Raw genomic sequence first — 23,123 nt, 5'->3', positions numbered from 1 at the left:
TTTATGGATAATAAATAATGACGTCGTAACGAACAATGTCATTACCTGTGTTGCGGTACATGTGCGGCTGATCTGCCACATAGCGGACCGCATTGCCTGCATCGACCGTATAGGACGTGCTTTGGATTTCCACAATAAGACTCCCGGATGAGACAAGAATGTACTCTTCCACGCCTGTACTGTGCGCTTCCGACTCGTAGACGCAGCCGGCATCCATTTCGACGGAATAGACCTCGAACTTCTTCGTCGGATCGAACGGGAACATCGGATAGACGCGATAATGTCCGTCAGACTCAAGCATCGGCTCCATCTCGCCCTTCACGATGACGGCCACCTCAGACGGCGGCTCTTCAATGAGTGTCGTGAAGGAAAGGCGCAGTCCGTTTGCGATTTTCCATATAATCGAGATCGTGGGGCTCGTCTCGCCTCGTTCAATCTGGCCGAGCATCGCTTTGCTGACGCCAGTCAACTCCGCCACTTTATCAAGGCTTAATCCTCTCGTTTGACGGATCGCCTTCAAGTTTCGCCCCAGCTTAATGTGAATCTGTTCCATACTCTTCCTCCATCAGCGCACTTCTATTTCACTTATTGTAGCCGAAACGGGCAAGGATGTCGAAAAATAAATGTGCGCTATAGCATACAAACATATTGTGCGTCATAACATACGAATGTATAATATAAAATAATTAAACGAAAACAACATACAGAAAAGGGGAATGCACGCATGTCCAGTCCATCATTGCGTAACTTTTTGCGTAACAACCTGGAAGAGCTGAAACAGAAAGGCTTGTACAATGAAATTCAAGTCCTTCAAGGCGGCAACGGGCCGACCATTCGCATTCAAGACCGAGAGCTGATTAACCTCTCTTCTAATAATTACTTAGGCCTTGCCGGCGATGAGCGTCTTATCCGTGCGGCTGAGCTGGCACTTCGCAAGTACGGCGTAGGAGCAGGCGCAGTTCGTACGATCAACGGCACGATGGATCTGCATGAAGAGCTTGAGACGAAGCTTGCGAAGTTCAAGCAGACCGAGGCCGCTATCGCGTACCAATCCGGTTTCAACTGCAATATGGCTGCTATCTCGGCCGTTATGGAAGCTGGGGATGCGATTCTGTCCGACGAGCTGAACCATGCGTCGATTATCGATGGCTGCCGTCTGACGAAGGCGAAGGTCATTCGTTACAAGCATTCGGATATGGCGGATCTGGAATTGCAAGCGAAGACGGCGCGTGAGTCCGGCCAGTATAACAAAATCATGGTCATTACGGACGGAGTATTCTCCATGGACGGGGACATTGCGAAGCTTCCTGAGATTGTTGAAATTGCGGAGCGTTACGACTTGATTACGTATGTCGACGATGCGCATGGTTCCGGCGTTCTTGGCAAAGGGGCAGGTACGGTCAAACATTTCGGTTTGTCGGATAAGATTGATTTTCAGATAGGCACATTGTCCAAAGCAATCGGTGTTGTCGGTGGATACGTAGCCGGTCGCCGCGAGCTGATTGATTGGCTGAAGGTGAGAAGCCGTCCGTTCCTGTTCTCAACGGCAACGCCTCCCGCGATTGTCGCAGCATGTAGCGCAGCGCTCGATATTCTGACAGACAGCGCGGAGCTGCAGGAGAAGCTGTGGAGCAATGCAGCCTATTTCCGAAATGGCCTCACGCAGCTGGGGTTCCATACGGGGCATACGGAAACGCCGATCATCCCGTGTATCATCGGTGACGAAGTGCTGACACAGCAGTTCAGCAGAGAGCTGTTCGAGGCAGGCGTCTATGCCAAGGCGATTGTGTTCCCGACTGTTCCGAAAGGCGCGGGCCGTATCCGTAACATGCCGACAGCGGCGCATACGACGGAGATGCTTGATCAAGCTTTGGCGATCTATGAGACTGTGAAAAAGCAGATCGGTGTAGGTGTAAACGCAGGTGTGAGCGTGTAAGGAAGAATGCTCGATTAATCGGAGGCGATGCGGATATGAACACCATCTTAGTTACAGGCTCCTCGGGGCAAATCGGCAGTGAACTGGTCGCTGCACTTCGCTTGCGCTACGGGGCGCACAACGTCATTGCGACAGATATCAGACCGAGCGCAGCGATCACATTCGATGGCCCGTTCGAAAGTCTTGATGTGAATGACTTGCAGTCGTTCTACGCGATTGCTCGCAAATATAAAGTCGATACGATCATCCATCTGGCGGCGCTGCTGTCAGCAACGGCTGAAGCGAACCCGCTGTTCGCATGGAACCTGAACATGGGCGGCTTGCTAAATGCGCTTGAGGTGGCGAAGGAGTTGAGCTGCCAGTTCTTCACGCCAAGCTCGATCGGCGTATTCGGCCCGGATTCGCCGAAGGATCTGACGCCGCAGGTGACGGTTCAGCGGCCAGTCACGATGTACGGCATTAATAAAGTAGCCGGCGAATTGCTGTGCGACTATTACTATCGGAAGTATGGCGTCGATACGCGCGGCCTACGGTTTCCGGGCTTAATCTCGTATTTGACCCCGCCAGGAGGCGGTACGACGGACTATGCGGTATCCATGTTCTTCGAGGCGGTTCGCTGCGGCGAATACAGCTCCTACATTAACAAAGGCACGTTCATGGACATGATGTACATGCCGGATGCAATTGACTCGATTATTCAATTGATGGAGGCTGACCCAGCGAAGCTCATGAACCGCAATGCCTACAATGTGTCGGCCATGAGCTTTGATCCGGAGATGCTCGCCGCTGAAATTCGCAAGCTGCTGCCTGCTTTTAAGCTGACATACGAGTTAGATCCGGTACGGGAGCAGATTGCGCAGAGCTGGCCGGACTCGCTGGACATATCAGCTGCCCAGCAGGAATGGGGCTTCAAGCCGCGTTACTCGCTCGAGCAAATGGCGTATGACATGCTGATCCAGATCGCATCGCGGACGATTGAGAGCAGCAGAGAGATCATGAAGGTTTCATAGCTTGAGTTTCATAGCTTGATTGTTCCGTGTAATAAAGAAAGGTTCCTCTGCCTGAAGAACTGTGCAGTTCTAGGGCAAAGGAACCTTTTTTTGCTGCGCGTGTGTTATTCGGACTTCTGCAAGTAACGTTCGCGCACAACGTTCATGTGATGCATCTCATGACCTGTAATGACATGCGCCAGCGCGCGTGCGGAAATTTCCGTATTGCTCGCAATGCCTCTGCGCAAATACGCTTCAGGCGTTAAACTGCGAAGCAACGCAATGGTGGCGGTGCGGACCGCGTCGTAATGTTCGAGCAGCTCGCTGATGGAGTTGTCGTCGAACGATGCATTTGCGACAAAATCATTCTCTTCAAACCCAGGCAGCGGCGTCCGGTCAGCGCGGGCAGCACGCAGCAGGCGGTAACTCATAATGCGCTCCGTGTCGATCAGATGACCGAGCACTTCCTTCAAGCTCCATTTGCCTGGCGCATAACGGTATAGTGCTTGCTCCTCCGTAAGCGATGAGAAGAGCGCGCTCGTCGTGATGCGATTCTCGGCTAGTATATCCAGCAAATTTCCATCTTGTACAAGCTTGATGTACGTGCCGAAATGGCCTCCATACTCGTCTGCGGAAGGTCTGTTGTTCAAGGGCTCCATCTCCTTTAGGTTGAATTTACACCGCCTTAAGGTGTAAGCTACTAGAACAAGAGTAACCCCTAAAGCAATGTAATGACAAGGAGTGTTGTACAGAATGTCAGGAAGATCAAAGGAAGAGCTGCAAGAGGGCGGTATCAGCCACTTGGGCAACCAAGGTACGCAGTATTTGTTCAACTATAGCCCGGAAGTGCTGGAGTCGTTCGATAACAAACATGTTGGCCGTGATTATTTTGTCAAATTCAACTGTCCGGAGTTTACGAGCCTATGCCCGATTACAGGCCAGCCGGATTTTGCGACCATCTATATCTCTTACATCCCTGATGTAAAGATGGTTGAGAGCAAGTCGCTCAAGCTGTACCTGTTCAGCTTCCGCAACCATGGCGACTTCCATGAGGATTGCATGAACATCATTATGAATGACCTTATCGCTCTTATGAACCCGCGCTACATTGAAGTGTGGGGTAAATTCACGCCTCGCGGCGGCATCTCGATTGATCCTTACACGAACTGGGGCCGTCCAGGCACCAAGTTTGAGGAAATGGCAAACTACCGTCTGATGAATCACGATCTCTATCCCGAAAAAGTAGACAATAGGTAAAAGTCAGGACGTGGCTGCATATGAAATTTTCATGGGAACGGAACTTGGTTGTATTGTGGACCGGGGTTTTCTTCTGCAGCATGGCGTACTCGATCTCGATCCCTTTCCTGCCGATCTTCCTTAATACGGAGCTCGGCGTAGAGCATCATCTTGAGGCTTGGTCCGGAATTGCCTTCGGTAATACCTTCTTGGCGAGCGCGTTAATCTCCCCCTATTGGGGGTCGCTCGCGGACAAATACGGACGCAAGCCGATGCTTATCAGGTCCGGCTTTAGTCTTGCTGTGCTGTACTTGCTCAATTACTTCGTGCAGGACCCGTACTGGTTTCTTATTATTCGTATTTTTCAAGGCTTGCTCGCGGGCTTCGTGCCTGCATCCATTGCGCTTGTCGCCACGAATACGCCGGAAGAGAAAACGGGTTATGCGCTTGGTATTATGTCAACCGCAGGTGCGACAGGCAGCATTCTCGGCCCGCTTGTTGGTGGAGTGGTCAGCCATTATTTCAGCAACCGAGAAGCGTTTCTGTTCTCCAGCTTCATCGTATTGATCGCGGCGCTTACTGCCACGTTCTTCGCTAAGGAGAAGAACTTTAACCGGCAGGCGGTTCGTTCGCATGTCATGGATGATCTGCGTCATGCGCTATCGAATCGCGCGTTCTCGGTTATGCTGCTCATGGCTGGAGTCAGCACATTCTCTGTCATGATTCTCGAGCCTCTAATTACGGTCTATGTACTGAAGATGGGCGTACCTAAGGATACGGCTTCGCTCAGCTCAGGCATCGTCTTCTCGGCGGTCGGCATTGCGATGGTCATCATGGCGCCGCGCTGGGGCAAATGGGGACGAAGCATAGGCTACGAGAAGGTGCTTATGATCGGCTTGCTTGGCAGCGGGATCGGAAATATGCTGCAGGTGTTCGTGCCGAACTATATCGGCTTCGGCATTCTGCGCTTCGGTTATGGGCTCTTCTACGCGGCGGTCAACCCGTCCATCAATGCGATGATTGTGAGGACGACGGAGCCCGAGTTCAGAGGGCGGGCATTCAGCCTGAATCAGTCTGCTTCGCAGCTTGCAACGATGGCCGGTCCAATCATTGGCGGCTTGCTCGGCGGCATGATGCCGATTCGGTGGATCTTCATCATTAACGGCGGCTTGCTGCTGCTTGCAGCGTGGATGTTCCGCTTCAAAATCCAGCCAAGAAGTGCAGCGGTATCACGCCATAGCTGATGAGCTGCTAACATAGAAGGTAAGGAACCACCTCGCAACTTATGCGAGGTGGTTTTTTTTTCGTCATGATTTGACATTTTTTTAGCTATTCTCATATTCTATCGAATCTCGTCGTGGTATATTAGCAATAGTAGAATTGGTATCTAATACCTATTGTTTAATAGGGAATTCATGACATAGAGCATAAGAAATAGGGAGGTATCGATCATGTCGAAAAGACAGAGGAAGCAGCTGCATAAGAGTCGGTCGATGAAGAAGATTGCCCGGATGATCGGCTCGGCAGTAGCAGCAATTCCGCTGGCGTTAGCAATTCCTGTGATGGCGAGCGCAGAACAACCGACGAACCCTGGGGCGCAGACAAATCCAGGGACGCAGTCGATAAGCTCGCTATTGTCGACAGTGTATGCGAATGAATTGGTGGCAGGCAATAGCTTCTCGGTGGATTTGAGTCTGATATATCCGGACTATGAGAATGTGGACTTTGCAAATCCTGTTGGGGTACAGAACAAAACGGTAGCTGATGCGACGGTTGACTGGGTATCGGGAAAACCTTATCTGCGTCTCTCCCTCAAGAAGACGGGAATAACCAGTATTGATCTCGAAGTGATTCCCAAAGGAAGCCCCTCATACCATGAGAAGTTTCTGATTACAGTAGGGCCTAACTTACTTCTGGACCCGAACCATAACGGGATCGATCTCGGCGAATTGGTGAAATACATAAAGAGCAATGGCAACGTCAGCGACAGATTCAAGTCGACGAGCGAATTCCGCAATCTGCTCAAGTCTGCCGTGTCGAGTACGGTTACGGAGCCGAATCATGCGCCTTATACAAATGGGGAAGAGTTACCGATTACTGTAGCGGACACGAGAATCATCGACTTGAACGATTTCTTCACTGATGATGACGGCGATATGTTAACTTACCAGTTGGGCGAATTGGAAGTCGGTCTTCCATTCACAGCCTTAGTCACAGGTGGCTCGTTGACACTGACAGCGACCGGTGTTGACGCTAACGCACATGAGATTTCCGTGACAGTTGGCGACGGACGTGGTGGAACGGCAACGAAGCATTTTAACGTAAGGTCAACACTGACGCCTCCTGTGCAGGAGAATCATGCGCCAGTCGCGACTGTAGGGACTGCAACGGTAGATGTAGCGGACACGAAGATTATTGACCTGAGCGAATACTTCAGCGATGTGGACAGTGGCGAGAGCTTATCTTATGTGGTGAGCGGCCTGCCGAGCGGTGGTTTCCCGTTCTCAGCAGAAATTGAACAAAGCTTATTGACGCTGACCGCAACTGGCGTGGACGATACACGTTATGAAATTTCCGTCACTGCTACAGATAGCCACAATGCAACCGCAACGAAGACAATCAGCGTGAAATCAACGATGGAGCCAACGGTGCCGGAGAATCACGCGCCGGTAGCGATTGGCGGGACACTGTCGGTAGATGTAGCGAATACGAGGGTTATTAACCTGAGCCAATACTTCAGCGATGAGGATGTAAACGACACATTAACGTATCAGCTGAATGGCTTACCAAGCGGGAACTTTCCGTTCTCTGCAGATCTCGATGGAAGTGTATTGACTCTGACAGCGACTGGTTTGGATGCTAATGCACATGAGATTAACGTTACTGTTAAAGACAGCCACAATGAGACGGCTACGAAGTCACTCATCATCAGAACAATAAACCATACACCGGCAGCGACAGATCCAGCAACGAAGAATGTCGTCGTTGATATGAGCAGTACCGCTCAATTGTCGACAACAATTAATTTGAATGAATATTTCACCGACGAGGACGCCGACCAGCTCACCTATTCGATCTATAATCCTACAGACAACGAAGATTTCATTACGGCTTCTATCTCAGGCGGTATATTGACTATTCAAGGGACAGCTATAAGCTCAGAGCCTTACTTGCTTGAAGTACGGGCAATTGACAGGTATTCCGTTGGATCCAAAATATTCAGCATTACAACGCACTCCGTTGATCCTGAGAATCACGGACCTAGATTGACTGAAGGCGACGATCCGTTATCAGTAGAAGTTTCGGACATGGAGTACATCGACTTATCCGAGTTCTTCACTGATGAAGACGAAGGTGATTATTTAACTTATGAGCTGAGTGGAATGCCGAGCGGGGATCTTCCTTTTTCTGCAGAGATCGTTGAAGGCAGCACATTGGTGCTGACAGCGACTGGCATGGACGCTAACGCGTATGAGTTTGACGTGATAGCGACAGATAGCCACGATGAATCGGCAACGAAGCATTTCAGCGTAAGGTCAACAATGACGCCGCCTGTGCAGGAGAATCATGATCCAACTAGCCAGGATGAGACGATCAGCTTCCCTGAGGATACGTCCTCCGAACGCCAGCTTAATGGTAGCGATGCAGATTTGGACATATTGACATACACGAAAGTAAAAGGGGCCGATCATGGCGCATTCGAGCTGAGCTCAACGGGATATTACACGTATACTCCAAATCCAAATTACAACGGCACGGATACGATTACCTACAAGCTTAGTGATGGTATTACGGAGACAGGTCCTTATACAATAACCTTTAATATTGAAAGCGTGAACGACTCGCCAACGGTAAACATCTCGGCACCGGAAGCCGTTGAACTCAGTGTGAGCAGTCTAGGACCATTGTCGACAGTACTCGAATTGGATGATTATTTTACCGATGTGGATGGCGGCGAGCTAGCTTATACGGTCATGAATCCGCCAGGCAGCGGCGTCTTCTTCTCGGCTTCCAGGGATGGAAGCGAGCTTACACTTCGAGGGAAATCTGAAGCTACAGCTGCGTATTCTCTTGAAGTGCAGGCGAGTGACGGTGAACTGAAGGCGACGAAGTATTTTAGTGTGACGGCGGTTTCCATTGATCCACCTAATCATGCTCCAGAGGCAACGAAGACATCCATTGAAGTTGATGGGGACGGGCCTTACACAGGCAATTTAGGCGCTCATGATGAAGACGGTGATACATTGACCTATGCTCTGGTCACTCCGCCAACCAAGGGGTATTACAACCTCACGCCATCAGGCGACTTCTCTTACACGCCTTATATGAATATGAATGAAACGGATTCCATCACGTATAGTGTCACCGATGGAATGAGTGAGCCTCAGCTCTTCAATTTAACGATTAACGTGAATCATATTAATCATGGCTTCGTTGCTCAGCATATCGGAACTTTGAATAATGAAGTTTATGAAGTTCATCTGCAAAAGGACCAACTCGCTGTCATTGACATGGATACGCTCTTTACTGATGTCGATCACGATGCGGAGTACGTAGTAACGTCGACAGGTGCAAACATTAGTAACTCAGTGATCAATGATCATTTCTTGACGATTACCGCAGGTATGACCCCTGGCTATTGGAGATCGTTCACGATCACAGCAACCGATGGTGAATACACGGAGACCGACACGTTTAAAATTGTCGTCGACAACGCTAGCGGCATTCCGGACAAAAGCATTACGAATGCGAATGCGATCAGTGGCGATGTGACGGATTTGAGCAGTTATTTTGCAGGGACCAATTTAAGCTATAAGGCAAACGTCTTTAACGAGAATACTCATGCATCAACAACTGGCAGCCTATTAACGCTTACTTCCACGCTAAATAGTGGTGTATCGCCAATTACTGCAAGCGCTACGGATGGTCACGCTTTGACGGTTTATGATTCATTTAACGCCACCTTTGGTGTTATTGTGAACGGTATTGACACTCAGTACTTAACAAAATCGGGAACTATCAACCAGGCATACATTCCGCTTCGAATCATTTTCCCTAATGCGATATCGTTCAGTGTAACGAACTACAACAGCAACGTTATAAAAAGCTTGAACAATTATGATCAGAACGGCTATCCGTTCTTAGTAGTAAATTCATTCGCTCCGTTAACTTCGCAGACATCGATTACGATTGAAGGAACGACGGCGGCAGGTGATACCGCAAGCTATACGGTTACATTGGATCAAACGCCTGTTGTGAATCATGTGCCAACTGCTGATAATGCTACGATTCCCGTCTTTGAGGACAACCCGTACTCGAGCAATCTGGCTTGGATCGATCCAGACGGGGATACATCGATAACCTTCAATTTAGTAAAAGATGTGGAGCATGGCCATTTCGATCTGGCAGCTGACGGTAGCTACACGTATACGCCTGAAGCAAATTATTTCGGTACGGATTCGATTCAATATACGATAAATGACGGAACTGACGTTTCTAACCCAATTACGATCACATTCGATGTGAAAAATATGAACGATCCTATTGTGGTGCATCCTGTCGTTGACGCTGAAGGTTTCACTTTGCATAGTGCTCAGGTCGCGACGATTGACTTGACCAAATTGTTCACGAGCGTGGATGGTGAAATGGAGTACCAGGTCGAAGCCGATTCTAATGTGGATTACTGGTTGAACGGCAATCAGTTAAGGATTATCGGCAATGGACATGGCTCTGGATCATTTACAGTGATGTCACGTGATCTTGGAAATGCAGCTGATAACTGGACCACAGCCACCATGCTTGTAAATATGGATGATTATCCAAGTATGCCGGATCTCTCACTCACGAATAGCGAGGCTGTTGATCCAATGGATATCTACTTGGGTGCATATTTTGATAGTTCGTATACGTTTGATGCTGATGTAACAAGTGGTGATGCTACTATATCCTTTAGTAGTAGTTCGCTGCTTACGATCGATTTTGCGGAAAACGATAATTCGACGATCGTCGTGAAAGCTTCGAATGACGAAGGCTTAACGATTGAGAATGTGTTCCGGACCTATGTTGGCGTTGACGCAGATGATATCGGCGTTGTAGGCTTACGTGATGTAGAAGGAAGTCGCATGGCTTCGATCAACTTGAAGGAGATATTCCATAATGCAGATCAATTCCATGTCGTATCCATCGATTCGCCATTCACGCTTGGGGATAGCTCCTTCCTAGACGACGAAGTTTGGTCTAGTAACGAATATCTGGATATTTTCGCTGAGGAGCCTGTTGAAACGCAACAAGCTATCGTCGTTCAAGCAATGAACAGCGATGATCCTGGTTCCGTCGCAGAGTATACGATCTTGTTAAGAGACAGTAAGCCTACCGTTATCAGTGGCTCAGAGGGCATCTTCATACAGCGTGGCGATTCGGGAGTGATTACTGTGACGGATGAAGATGGTATCATTCAAATATCCGAGTATCATGACCCTTCCAGCATTGAAGCACAAGCGACCATGACAGGAGAAAAAACGGCTGCTATCCTAATTAACGGTGTTGAGTCCGGGTATTCGTTGATTCATATTGAGGTTAATGACAAAGTGCGTGATAGCGTTGGGGCGGATAGAGAGGTTTACGTCTATGATGCTGAAGTCAATTTCAATGATCAACTCGAAGGCTCGATAGATCTGGAAGAGTACTTACCTGAGTCAGGTATCGATCTTGATAATCTGTATGTTAGCGGTGACTTTGACTCTGAAGACATTCCTGACTATAGAATGCTTCTAGATGGTGATCAACTCGATTTTGACGGCACGCTTCTTTCTATGAAGGCATTATCATGGCTCCCAGCAGGCGATTATGCTGTCGTGCTACCAATTGCGGATACGGACGAGTACGTGAAAGCAGTTGTTATTCTTTACATCCACATTCCAGTGCATCAAGAGGTACCAGAGATACCAACAGAATAGTACAAGGAACATAAGAAGATGGCCAACTACTCAGGTGGGGAGTTGGCCTCTTCTTGTCTTCACCCCATGAGAGGAGCGGTGACGAATGAATGAAGCGATTCGCCTTGCGATGCAAGGTGGCCAATACGCGAAGGCGGAGACGCTGCTCACCGAGCAGCTCGCTGTAAGCCCGCTGAGCGCTCAGAGCTGGGTGCAGCTAGGAGAAGCGCTGCTGCATCAGGGCTGCGGCGACGCGGCGCGGCTCGCCTTCGATCGTGGCTGGCTGCTCGACCCGATGGCACAATGGGTGCCATCGGTGCAGCAACTGCTCGCAAAGACGCCGGCCGGCCCGGCGCGGCCGGAGATCCAGCTTCTGCTGGCGCCTAAGCGCAGCGTTACTATAGCTGCGGCGATTATGACGCGCAACGAAGCGCGCTGTATCGAACGCTGCGTGCTTAGCTTGCAGCACGCAGTTGATGAGATTCTCATTATTGATTCGAGCTCTACGGACGGTACGGTTCAGCTCGTCGCGCATCTCCCTAAAGTGAAGGTCATTACGAGCGCCGCGCAAAATGATGATTTTGCAGCTAAGCGAAATCAGGCGCTGCCGTATCTGAACAGCGATTGGGTGCTATGGGTAGACGCCGATGAATGGCTGTTTGAAGAAGATGTCCAGGCGGTTCGGCAGGCAGCGGAGCTGTTCGATAGCCGTGGACAGGTTGTACTGAACATCTGCCAAGTGAACTATGTTCAAGGGAAGGTGAAACCTGACTTCGGCATTCCGCGCATGTTCCCGCTGGGTAGAGGACTCCATTATTATGGCCGAGTACATGAGCAAGTCGTCCCTGAGGATGGGGATATGTACGAGACGAGCGTACTGAGGCGGCCTGTCCGAATTAGGCTGCACCATGATGGCTACGAGCCGAGCATCGTACAATCGCGAAGCAAAATTAATCGTAATCTTCGCTTGCTGGAGATGATGGTCGAAGAGGATCCGAGCAATCCGGGCTGGCTCTTGTATTACGGCCGGGAAACATTAGCGGCAGGAGATCGCGAGAAAGCGAAGCTGCTCCTACTCGAAGCGGAGCGCCGGGTACCCGACAAGCCGAGCTTCGGCCGGCATGCCGATATTCTGATGCTGCTCGGCAAAATTTACATGAGCGAGAGCAATTACGAGGATGCGATTGGGGTATGCAGCCATGCGCTGAAGCTGCAGCCGAACTATCCCGATGCGAGCTACCATCTCGCTCGCGCGCAGATGAAGCAGGCCGCCGAGCTGTTGCAGAAGGCGGAGCGCAATCTGGTAGGAGCGAAGCAGAGCTTCCAATCGTACCGCGGCATCGTTGCGGCAGACGAATCGATCAAGGAGTGGCGGGCGGATCTGGCGCTGGCCGACTTAACCGCGATCTCGGGCAAGAACGCAGCTGCCAAGGCGAAGTATGAATCGCTGCTGGCTCGTTACCCCGAGCTTACAGCTGTGAGAGAACGGCTTGCTCGGATGGAGTAGTTTTATTTTGCATAAAATCAAATGTTTACTGACATGCTGTTGTCAGCAGACCTTCTGTATAGTGAGCTTATGAACGTTAGCGATAGAAGTAATGGAGGCGAACAGCATGTTTACAAGCGTGCAAGATTTTATTAATGACTACAGCAAAGAATCCCAAGGGACGCAGAGACTGCTTGATTCCCTGACAGATGAATCATTAAATCAGCAGATTGTAACGGGTTTCCGCACACTCGGCCGTCTGGCTTGGCACTTAATTCACGATGACAAAGGCATGCTGCAGATGATCGGCATTAAGTTTAAAGCGCCAGCCGCGCATTCGGAGCCGCCGCAATCGGCAGCTTTAGCCATCGCGCAGACATATCGGGAGACGGCAGACGCGATTCTTGAAGCCGCTTCACAGTGGTCAGATGACAAGCTGCAAGAGAGCCATACATTGTTCGGTCAAACATGGAAGAACGGATATACGCTCATCCAATTCCTGAAGCATGAGGTTCACCACCGCGGTCAGTTGACCATTCTTATGCGCCAAGCAGGTTTGCCGATTGCAGGTGTGTACGGTCCTTCCAAGGAAGAGTGGGAACGTATGGGCATGACTGCGCCACAGTGATCAATAGTTTAATGAAGAAGCTGCGATTGCTCCGCACAGGTGGGGAGCCTCGCGGCTTTTTCGCTGTAACGTTAAGATTCGCTATGTATGCTTTTGTTCCGCTCATCGCCAACATCTTTAATTTTCGAAGGAAGAGCCATACTTTCTTTAATGTGCCTCGCCGCAATCCTTTCTATAATAGAATGAAAGCGATTTCTAGCTAGAATCCACGTAACAAGAAGGAGCGCTAAACTTATGAATACGAACACAAGCAAGAAGGCACAGCAGAACGAACCCATTGTTACGCATATCTATACCGCCGACCCTTCTGCCCATGTATTTGAAGGGAAGCTCTACATTTATCCTTCCCATGACATCGACCACGATGGACCGACTAATGATAACGGTGACCAATATGCGATGGAAGATTACCATGTTCTATCGATGGAAAGTGCGGATGCGCCAGTCGTCGATCATGGCGAAGCGCTTCATGTTAAAGACGTGCCATGGGCTTCCCAGCAGATGTGGGCGCCGGATGCGGCCTTCAAGAACGATACGTACTACTTGTACTTCCCGGCAAGAGACAAGGACGGCGTCTTCCGGATCGGCGTTGCGACAAGCGCATCGCCAAGCGGACCGTTCAAGGCCGAGGAGAACTACATGGAGGGCAGCTTCAGCATTGACCCTGCCGTATACGTCGATGAGGACGGCCAATCTTATATGTACTTCGGCGGACTATGGGGCGGCCAATTGGAGAAATGGCAAACAGGCGCATACAAGCCTGAGGCAGAAGGACCTGCTGCGAACGAGCCGGCGCTCGGACCGCAAGTGGCCCAGCTGAGCGATGATATGCTCTCATTCAAGACAGCACCGACGGAAATCCTGATTGTAGATGAGAACGGAACGCCGATTGCTGCAGGTGATGAAGACCGCCGCTATTTCGAAGGTCCATGGATGCATCAGTATAAAGGCAAATATTACCTCTCGTATTCGACGGGCACAACGCATAAACTGGTCTATGCTGTAGGTGATCATCCAGAAGGGCCGTTCGTGTTCAAAGGCACGATCCTTACGCCGGTACTCGGCTGGACGACACATCATTCGATCGTAGAGTTCCAAGACAAGTGGTACTTGTTCTACCATGATGCGTCGCTCTCCGGCGGCGTTGACCATAAACGAAGCGTCAAATTCACGGAGCTGCATTACAACGAGGATGGCACGATCCAATTAATTGAGCCTTACAACAAGTAAGCAGAAGAAAGCGGCCTACGGGCTGCTTTTTTTATCTTCAATAAGTGGTTTTTGGGGATGATATAGATGAGATGTTCTGCGAAGTTAACCTGGGCCTATGCCGAATTTGCTGCCTGATAACGAGGAACGTATATGCTTTTTAAAGCTTCTACTATAGTTTATTGGGTCAACAAAGTCTTTAGAAATTATATAATGAAAGTGCTTACAAAACATACAGTGATTGAAAGGGGTTTGAACGCATTGGCTAAAAAACTAATGGTTGCTTCTATGGCGATTGCAGTAGCTTTGACTGCATCTGCATGTGGAAATAGCAACAATGGCGGAGAAGAAGCATCGAAGAACAATAATTCTTCGAATACTACAAACAATACTGCTGCTTCCACCGATAACACCTCGAATACAAATGAAAGCGCTTCGGCGGCAAAAGAAAAAGTAACATTCAGCTTATTCAACGGAGTAGCTAATGCACCAGATGGCAACACGAACGAGACGACGATCGGTAAGTCGCTTGAGGATCAAACCGGCGTCAACTTCAAAATCGAACACTTGGTAGGCGACCTGAAAACAAAAATCGGTACGATGATCGCATCCAACAAATATCCGGATGTTATCGACCCGGACGCAGGCATTGACCAATTGCTCGATGCTGGCGCGTTTATCGACCTGTCTCCTTACATTGATAAGTATCCAAACATCCAGAAAGTATATGGTCCTTATCTGAACCGCATGAAGGCAAAAGACGGAAAAATTTACTTCTTGCCATTCTCCACGCAAGTTGGCGCTTATACGCCGGACCCTAACATCAACCAAGGCGCGTTCTGGGTGCAGCGCCGCGTACTGAAGGAAGCGGGCTATCCGAAGATCAAAACAATGGACGAGTACTTCAAGCTGGTTGAAGACTTCGTTAATAAGCATAAGAGTGAAGATCTGATTGGCTATGCTTCGCTGACGAACGACTGGAGATTCTTCGCTACCTCCAACCAGCCGATGCATCTTGCAGGCTACCCGAATGATGGCAATGTCGAGATCGACATGAACACGCACGAAGCGAAGACTTACTACACAACAGAAGACACGAAACGTTGGCTGCAAGCGTTGAACACGTTGAATTCAAAAGGCTTGTTCGACAAAGCATCGTTCGTAGACAACTATGACCAATACATCGCGAAGCTCAGCTCCAAGAAAGTCGTTGGCTTCTTCGACTACGGCTGGCAAATCGCGAATGCGAACAACGTGTTGAAGGATGCTGCGAAGAAAGATCCAGCACAAGATGATTATGTGTACTACCCGCTGCCGATCACATTCGACGGACAACCGGACCAATTGCTTGACCCGCCAGGCTTCGTTAACAACCGTGGTATCGGCATCACTGTAAGTGCGAAGGATCCTGAGCGCATTATGCAATACTGGGATACGCTTCTCTCCGAAGACAACCAGATTCTTAGAAGCTGGGGCATCAAAGGCGAAACGTATGAAGTGGACGACAAAGGCCGTTTCTACCGTACGCCTGAAGAAATCGCGAAGATTGACGAGCCGTTCAACTTGAAATTCGGTTTCAAATACTATGCTTGGGATTGGCCGCAATACGGCACGAACTCGACGCTGTCGAACGGCAATGCGCTCGCGCCAGGCCTGCAGCCGGAAGTGTTCCAACTGAGCTTGACGGACAAAGACAAAGAAATTCTTGGCAAGTACGGCGTTAAAACGTATGCAGAACAATTCGCAACTCCGCAAGACCGTCCTTGGTACCCAGCATGGGGTATTCCAAAAGAGCAAGGTTCGCCAGAGCAAATTTGGGAAACAAAGAAAGACGAAGTAACGAAGAAGTATTATCCGAAGCTTGTCCTTGCTAAGCCAGCTGACTTCGACGGCGTATGGCAAGAGTACCTCGGTGCATTCAGCAAGCTGGATACAGCTGGCTACGAGAAGTGGTATACCGAGCAAATTAAAACCATTCTTGAAGCAAGCAAGTAAGCAAGCAAGTAAGTAATCGTCGATTTAAAGGCTAAGCGAAGGGCCGACATAAGCGTGCAGCTAATAGCGCATACGTCCGGTCCTTCGCTTATTTCTACCATGGTCGAAGTGGAAGGGGAAGTATAGCGTATGGAAAAGAGTTTCTTCAAAAAACTCATACAGCAACGGATGCTCGTCCTGATGTCCGTTCCATTCGTCATTTGGTTGTTCGTATTTAAATATTTGCCGCTTTGGGGATGGACGATAGCCTTTCAGAAATACAAGCCGGCGTTAAGCTTCTCCCAGCAAGATTGGATTGGTTTTGAGCATTTCAAGTTTTTGTTTCAGGACGAACGGTTCCTGCGTGTTATGCGTAATACGCTCGCGATGAGCAGCATTAATCTTGTACTTGGCTTTATAACTGCAATTACGCTCGCACTGCTTCTTAACGAGGTCCGCATGATGGCTTTCAAGCGGATCGTGCAAACAATCAGCTACTTGCCTCACTTTATTTCTTGGGTTGTTGCTGCGGGCATTATTCAAACGACGCTTGCACCGGATGGCATCATTAACGAGCTTCTAGTCGCGACAGGCATTATCAGTAAAGGCAATGAAATCTTATTCCTTGGCATACCGCACTACTTCTGGGGTATTTTTGGCGCAAGCTCTGTATGGAAAGAAGTCGGCTGGAATACGATTGTTTATTTGGCCGCAATGACGGCAATCGATCCATCGCAATACGAAGCGGCAGAGATGGATGGCGCAGGCCGTTTCAGAAAGATGTGGAACGTTACGCTGCCGGGAATTCGTCCGGTTATCGTCGTTCTGCTTATTATGAATATCGGATATTTGTTGGAATCGGGATTCGAGCCGCAGTACCTCCTCGGTAACGGGATGAACATCGACTTCTCCGAGAACCTTGATATATTCGTACTTAAGTATGGGATCGAACAAAGCAACTTCTCATTGTCAATTGCAGCGGGGATGTTTAAAACCGTCGTTAGCCTTGTTCTATTGACTGTGGCGAATACAATTGCCAAGAAAACAGGAGAAGCAAGACTGTATTAAGGAGGATCGCCAGATGATCAAGAACTCATCTTTGGGAGATAAATTTTTCAACATTTTCAACTACGGTTTTTTGGCCTTGCTCATGGTGGTCACCTTATATCCGTTCCTGAATACGATGGCTTATTCGCTCAATTCTGGCCTCGACTCGCTGAAGGGCGGCATTCACTTGTGGCCTAGACAGTTTTCGATCGAGAACTACAAGTTTGTATTCAAGGAAGCGACGATCTTCCACGCGACGTTAATATCCGTTCTGCGGACTGTCATTGGAACAGTCATTACCGTGTTCTGTTCGGCAATGGTTGCCTATACGTTAAGCCGCCAGGATTATGTGCTGCGTAAGTTCATAACTATTGCTTTCATCCTTACGATGTATTTCAATGGAGGGTTGATTCCGACCTTCCTGCTGATGCGTGATTTGCATCTCGTAGGCAGCTTCTGGATTTATATTTGGCCAGGGGTCATCGGCGTATTCAATCTTATTATTATCCGTTCCTTCATCGAAGGGCTCCCGGAGAGTATTATGGAATCCGGGCGGATTGACGGTGCGGGCGATTTCCGAACGTTCTTCAACATTGTGCTGCCGCTCTGTCTTCCAGTGCTGGCGACAGTGGCGCTATTCACGGCGGTGTACCAGTGGAATTCATGGTTTGACGTATTCTTGTACAACTCGTCTGAAATCAATTTGAGCACGTTGCAATACGAATTGATGAAGATTTTGCAGAATTCCAACGTTTCCTCGGCGACGATGGAGAGCGGATTCGCGAATTCGGGAGGAACTTCTTCCATGGTTACACCGCTCTCTATTCGGGCGACAATGACGATCGTGGCATCGGTACCGATGATTGTCATCTATCCCTTCCTGCAGAAGTATTTCGTGAAGGGTATGACCGTAGGCGGAGTAAAAGGTTAATAATACGAATGAGGCGCATGCTGCTATTGGCATGTGCCGCTTGTGTTTTCTCGGCAAGTGAATAAATCATGTAGATCGTGCTATACTTTCAAAAGTGCTGCCACATCTTGAAAGCGATTGCAGTGTAGGGGGCGTTCTGATGCGCAAAGCGATTCTGGTTGACGATGAAGTATTTGCCCGAAAAGGGCTTGTTAGGCTTATCCCTTGGGAACAATATGGCTTCGAGATTATCGCTGAAGCTGAGGATGGGGAAGAAGCGCTCGCGCTTATCGAACAGCATAAGCCCGATCTTGTTATTACAGATATTCGAATGCCCGTACTCGATGGGCTTGAATTAATCCAGACCGTTCAAGAGCGTCTTGGCAAAGCCGTCAAGTTCATCATTATAAGTGGATACGGCGATTTCAAATATGCACAGCAGGCTGTTCGTTTCGGTGTCCATGATTACTTGCTGAAGCCGATTGACGAGGATGAGCTGACGGAGACGCTGCAGCGCATAACGGCGATGCTCGATAGTATGCCAAGCTGGACGCAGGAAGGCAATCCGATTCTGCAAGCTTCGTTATTTGAACAGCTTATATCCGGCAAGGCCGACGAGAAGACGCTGTCCGAAGCGGCCCAATATCTTGCATTGCAAGGCGATAAGCCGCTGCGCTATATCGCGCTTGAGCTGAATGATATTGCTGCGGATGCAACGGATGAGCAAAGAAGCAGCCAGATTGAGATGGTGAGAGAATCGATTGTCGAGCTCTTGAAGCGCAGACTTGAAGTAACGCCGGTTGTTTACGTGCGGAGTCAGTCGGAGCTCGGCATTATTATACGACCTGAAGCCAATTCCGCTTGGACGGTGCGGATCGGAGATGAGCTCGTCCGTGCCGCGAAAGGCCAGATCATTGAAGGCACGGTGCCTCTCGCCTATGTTGGAGCGATAGCAGCAAGCTTAAGCGAGGTTAAACAATCGTACCAGAGCGCGATGGAGCTCATGCGGCTCAAGTATGCTTTTGCGAATCAAAGCGTTATCGTATCTGACGATTTAGGCGGGATGAAGCTGCAGTTCAAGGAGCTGGAGCCAACGTTCTATTCGGAGCTGATGGAGCGTCTCGAGGAGCATGACAGCGGGGGCGTGAACCAACTTGCCGATGCGATGTTCCGCGCGTTTCAGGAGCAGCGCTTCGCCTTGGAGTCGATGACCTCATCGCTAGCTCGATGCGTACACGAAGCGACCCGGATCATCCAGACCATGCAAGGCGACGAGAGCAGGCTTGCCACGTTGCAGCCCATTCTGCAGTGGCATAATGAACCGCGTACGCTGCAAGGCGTGAAGCAGCTGTTGACCCAGTTTCTGTCCGAGTGCATGACTTTGATTGCATCGCTGCGCAGCACGACGATGAGAGGCGATATCGGCAAGATTCGAAGCTACATCGAGACGAACTATACGAGCAATATTAGCTTGAAGAGCATTGCGAAGCTCTTCTACATGAATCCGGTCTATCTCGGCCAATTGTTTAAGAAAACATACGGCGTCTACTTTAACGATTTTCTGCTGCAAATCCGCATTCAGGAAGCGAAGCGCCAGCTGCGCCAAACCGATAAGAAGATCTATGAAATTGCCGCCAGTGTCGGCTTTGGCAATCCGGATTATTTTGTCAGCCAGTTCGAGAAGGTCGAAGGGAAGACGCCGACTGAATATAAGAACGCTATGATTGCCAAGAAGTAGAAGAATGTGACCCGGGGGATCCACCTTTATGAAGTTAAGCGCATTCCACAATATTAGGCTTCGCAGCAAAATGCTGCTGATCTATTTTCTGTCCGTGTTCATCCCGGTCATTCTGACGAACGTGATCTTCTACAACATTACGACAAACAACGTGAAGAATCAGAAAATGAGAGATTTGTCGCTCGCCATGGAGCAGATGCGCAATGAGCTGATGTACCAGGCGGATGCGGTCATCGGGATTGCCACGGTGCTGTACACGGATTCGATTCTGAATGATTATCTCGATACAAGGTACGTGAATGATTCGGATTACGTCTACAACTACCACTCCTACATTACGGACATGCTGGAGAAGTATACGCCGGTCTATCGAGCGATTCAGCGCATCACTCTGTATACGAATAACGATACGATCATCTATGGCGGCTATGTTTACCCGATCTCTGGCATTAACAAGCAAGCGAGCTGGTACAAGGAGCTGGAGACATCGGGGACGTCCAATCCGATTATTGTAGAGGATTCGGAGTCTGCCACGAAGCCTGCGCTTAGCGTTGTCGTAAGGATGAGCAATACGACGGGCCTGAACGTTTTTGACAAAATCATTAAGATTGATCTGCATCCCGAACTCGTAAAGCAGATTTTGAGCAACGTGACGCTGGAGGGCAATGTGTATTTGATGGAGGGCGACAAGGTCCACTACAAGCTCAATTCCGGCGATAACGAGATGAGCGATCAGTCAGAGGATGGCGCGATTGTTCTTGAAGAAGGGCTGTCGAACAAGTCCTACTTCAACAATTGGCGAATCGTCGGCAAGTTCCAGGAACGACAAGTGCTTGAAGAGGTTCGCAAGTCCAAGGAATTCGTGATCTATATGGCGCTTCCCAACATCATTATTCCGACACTCATCATTGTATGGTTTACGAGGTCGCTGAATCAGCGCTTGTTCCGTATCTTGAGGCAGATGAAGCGCGTGAAGAATCATAGCTTCGAGCTTATTGAGAACGACGAGGCAACCGATGAGATCGGCCAGCTGACTTCGGAATTCAACCATATGACGATGCAGCTCAGAAGCCTTATTCATGACGTGTATATGGCGGATATTCAGAAGAAGGAGCTGGAGCTTGGGCGCAAGCAATCCCAGCTTCATGCGCTGCAAAGCCAGATCAATCCGCATTTTTTGTTCAACTCGCTGGAGACGATTCGGATGCGCAGCTTGATGAAGTCGGAAGATGAAACAGCGAAGATCATCCATCATCTGGCCAAAATATTCCGTAAGTCACTTACATGGGGCCGAGATCTAGTTAGCGTCAGAGATGAGCTTGATCTGGTCGATAGCTTTCTGAAAATCCAGAAATACCGGTTTGGCGACAAGCTGGACTACCTCATTGAGGTGGATGATGATTGCGTTTCGAGGCTCATTCCTAAGATGACGCTGCAGCCCTTAGTCGAGAATTCCAGCATTCACGGCATTGAGCCGATGAAGCAGCCTGGTTTCATTCGCGTTAGCGTGCAGAAGTCGAACAGTGGCGCGGGTATCGTCTGCACGATTGCCGATAACGGTGTCGGCATGCCTGCGGAGAAGCTGAGCCAGCTTCAGCACGATATGAATCATGCGGAGGAGCTCGGGGAGAGCATCGGCATGCGCAACGTCTTCTTGCGGCTGAAGCTGTTCTACGGAGATGAGGCGAAGTTCTCGATAGACAGCGTGAAAGATCAAGGGACGACCATACGTATCGAGATTCAGTCTCTATAGTCCAGTCTCTATAGTTTCCTAAGTGCAAAGTATAGTTTAGTGGGTAAATAAACGTTTGCCCGCTTTGTATACTTGATAGGTCTATTAAAAGCGCTTACAAGGAGGCGATAAGGGCGAATGAACGCGAACTATCGCAATCTTCTGCTCGACTACGGCTATGATGAGGCCGCCATCGACCGCAAGGTCGAAGAGACGTGGGAACTGCTGTTCGGGGAAAATGAGGCGACACGCATCTATTACCCGGCTGGAGACGATATGGGCTATATGCTGGACACGGGCAACCTCGATGTTCGTACAGAGGGCATGTCCTACGGCATGATGATGGCGGTGCAGCTCGGTAAGAAAGATGTATTCGACCGGCTGTGGCGTTGGAGCTATCAGTATATGTATATGACGTCAGGCCCGAATAAAGGGTATTTTGCATGGTCCTGCAACACGGATGGGACGAAGCGTTCGAATGGTCCTGCGCCGGATGGCGAGGAATATTATGCGCTAGCGCTGCTGTTCGCTTCGCACCGCTGGGGCGACGGAGAAGCGCCGCTTGATTACAGCGTAAAGGCGCGCCAGCTGCTGCATGACTGTATCCACAATGGCGAAGATGGCATAGGGTATCCGATGTGGAACCCTGACAATAAACTGATTAAATTTGTGCCAAATTGCGAATACAGCGATCCTTCCTATCATTTGCCGCATTTCTATGAGCTGTTCGCGCTTTGGGCGAATGCTGCGGATCGTCCATTTTGGCGGGAAGCGGCGATTGCTAGCCGCAGCTATTTGAAGCTCGCATGCCATCCTTCGACGGGGCTATCTCCGGAGTATGCACATTATGACGGCACGCCGAATGATGAACGCGGCTACGGTCATTTCTTCAGCGATTCATACCGGGTAGCCGCCAACATTGGCATGGAGGCATCCTGGTTCGGCGCGAGTGAGTGGATGCGCCAGGAAGCGGATCTGATTCAAGCCTTCTTCGCGGATAAGAACCCTGCGGATTACCGGCGGTATACGATCGCGGGCGAACCTTTCGAGGAGAAATCGCTGCATCCCGTTGGTCTTATCGCGACGAATGCGACAGCATCGCTGGCTTCGCCAGAGGGCCGGTTTGCACGCTCAACTGTAGACTTATTCTGGCATACGCCAGTACGCGAGGGTGAGCGCAGGTACTATGACAATTGTCTTTATTTATTCGCATTATTGGCTCTGAGCGGGCGCTATCGGATTTGGCAACCGGTGCAATAAGCGCTTAAGTGTGTGGCGAGGGTCTCCTATTAGCGGAGGCTCT

Annotated in this window: 16 protein-coding genes; 14 read left to right on the top strand and 2 right to left on the bottom strand. The window is 49.6% G+C overall.

The annotated features are described in order from the left end of the window. Position 1: 1 nt before the first annotated feature. Positions 2–553 (bottom strand): helix-turn-helix domain-containing protein, encoded by a 552-nt coding sequence (locus AC0LWF_RS08830; protein ID WP_474651170.1) that lies wholly within the window; start codon positions 551–553, stop codon positions 2–4. A gap of 171 nt (positions 554–724) precedes the next feature. Between AC0LWF_RS08830 and AC0LWF_RS08825 the strand changes: the two genes are divergently transcribed. Together AC0LWF_RS08825 and AC0LWF_RS08820 are read left to right on the top strand one after the other, a co-directional pair. Continuing rightward, positions 725–1,936, top strand: a complete 1,212-nt coding sequence (locus AC0LWF_RS08825; protein ID WP_474651169.1) for a glycine C-acetyltransferase — start codon at positions 725–727, stop codon at positions 1,934–1,936. A gap of 35 nt (positions 1,937–1,971) precedes the next feature. Further along, positions 1,972–2,946: an NAD-dependent epimerase/dehydratase family protein gene (locus tag AC0LWF_RS08820; protein WP_474651168.1), complete on the top strand. Its 975-nt coding sequence runs from the start codon at positions 1,972–1,974 to the stop codon at positions 2,944–2,946. A 104-nt stretch (positions 2,947–3,050) separates the two neighbouring features. Here AC0LWF_RS08820 and AC0LWF_RS08815 read toward each other — a convergent pair whose 3' ends face one another. Then, positions 3,051–3,575: a DinB family protein gene (locus tag AC0LWF_RS08815; RefSeq protein ID WP_474651167.1), complete on the bottom strand. Its 525-nt coding sequence runs from the start codon at positions 3,573–3,575 to the stop codon at positions 3,051–3,053. A gap of 103 nt (positions 3,576–3,678) precedes the next feature. Between AC0LWF_RS08815 and queF the strand changes: the two genes are divergently transcribed. From queF to AC0LWF_RS08755, 12 genes are all read left to right on the top strand, one after another. Next, on the top strand, positions 3,679–4,182 hold the full coding sequence (gene queF / locus AC0LWF_RS08810) for a preQ(1) synthase (RefSeq protein ID WP_126014459.1): 504 nt from the start codon (positions 3,679–3,681) through the stop codon (positions 4,180–4,182). A gap of 20 nt (positions 4,183–4,202) precedes the next feature. Next, positions 4,203–5,405 (top strand): MFS transporter, encoded by a 1,203-nt coding sequence (locus AC0LWF_RS08805; RefSeq protein WP_474651166.1) that lies wholly within the window; start codon positions 4,203–4,205, stop codon positions 5,403–5,405. 207 nt (positions 5,406–5,612) lie between these two features. Then, positions 5,613–11,117, top strand: a complete 5,505-nt coding sequence (locus AC0LWF_RS08800) for an Ig-like domain-containing protein (protein ID WP_474651165.1) — start codon at positions 5,613–5,615, stop codon at positions 11,115–11,117. A gap of 85 nt (positions 11,118–11,202) precedes the next feature. Beyond that, a complete protein-coding gene (locus AC0LWF_RS08795) occupies positions 11,203–12,603 on the top strand; it encodes a glycosyltransferase (protein ID WP_474651164.1) in 1,401 nt (466 codons plus the stop codon). Positions 12,604–12,709: 106 nt separating this feature from the next. Further along, on the top strand, positions 12,710–13,210 hold the full coding sequence (locus AC0LWF_RS08790; protein ID WP_474651163.1) for a DinB family protein: 501 nt from the start codon (positions 12,710–12,712) through the stop codon (positions 13,208–13,210). A gap of 234 nt (positions 13,211–13,444) precedes the next feature. Continuing rightward, positions 13,445–14,440 carry a glycoside hydrolase family 43 protein gene (locus AC0LWF_RS08785; RefSeq protein ID WP_474651162.1) on the top strand — a complete coding sequence of 332 codons (996 nt, stop codon included), beginning with the start codon at positions 13,445–13,447 and terminating at the stop codon, positions 14,438–14,440. A gap of 255 nt (positions 14,441–14,695) precedes the next feature. After that, a complete protein-coding gene (locus tag AC0LWF_RS08780; RefSeq protein WP_474651231.1) occupies positions 14,696–16,414 on the top strand; it encodes a type 2 periplasmic-binding domain-containing protein in 1,719 nt (572 codons plus the stop codon). 129 nt (positions 16,415–16,543) lie between these two features. Further along, the gene (locus tag AC0LWF_RS08775; protein ID WP_474651161.1) at positions 16,544–17,461 is read left to right on the top strand and encodes an ABC transporter permease; all 918 of its coding nucleotides are present in this window, start codon (positions 16,544–16,546) and stop codon (positions 17,459–17,461) included. Between the two features lie 13 nt (positions 17,462–17,474). Continuing rightward, positions 17,475–18,371, top strand: coding sequence for a carbohydrate ABC transporter permease (locus AC0LWF_RS08770; protein WP_474651160.1), 897 nt, complete (start codon positions 17,475–17,477; stop codon positions 18,369–18,371). 139 nt (positions 18,372–18,510) lie between these two features. Next, positions 18,511–20,088, top strand: a complete 1,578-nt coding sequence (locus tag AC0LWF_RS08765) for a response regulator transcription factor (RefSeq protein WP_474651159.1) — start codon at positions 18,511–18,513, stop codon at positions 20,086–20,088. Between the two features lie 28 nt (positions 20,089–20,116). Next, complete coding sequence (locus tag AC0LWF_RS08760; protein WP_474651158.1) at positions 20,117–21,841, top strand: sensor histidine kinase; 1,725 nt, start codon at positions 20,117–20,119, stop codon at positions 21,839–21,841. A gap of 117 nt (positions 21,842–21,958) precedes the next feature. Next, a complete protein-coding gene (locus AC0LWF_RS08755) occupies positions 21,959–23,080 on the top strand; it encodes a family 8 glycosyl hydrolase (RefSeq protein WP_474651157.1) in 1,122 nt (373 codons plus the stop codon). The last annotated feature ends 43 nt before the right edge of the window (positions 23,081–23,123 follow it).

The organism is Paenibacillus sp. sgz302114, assembly GCF_056120345.1.
This window is presented reverse-complemented; position numbering and strand designations above follow the sequence as displayed.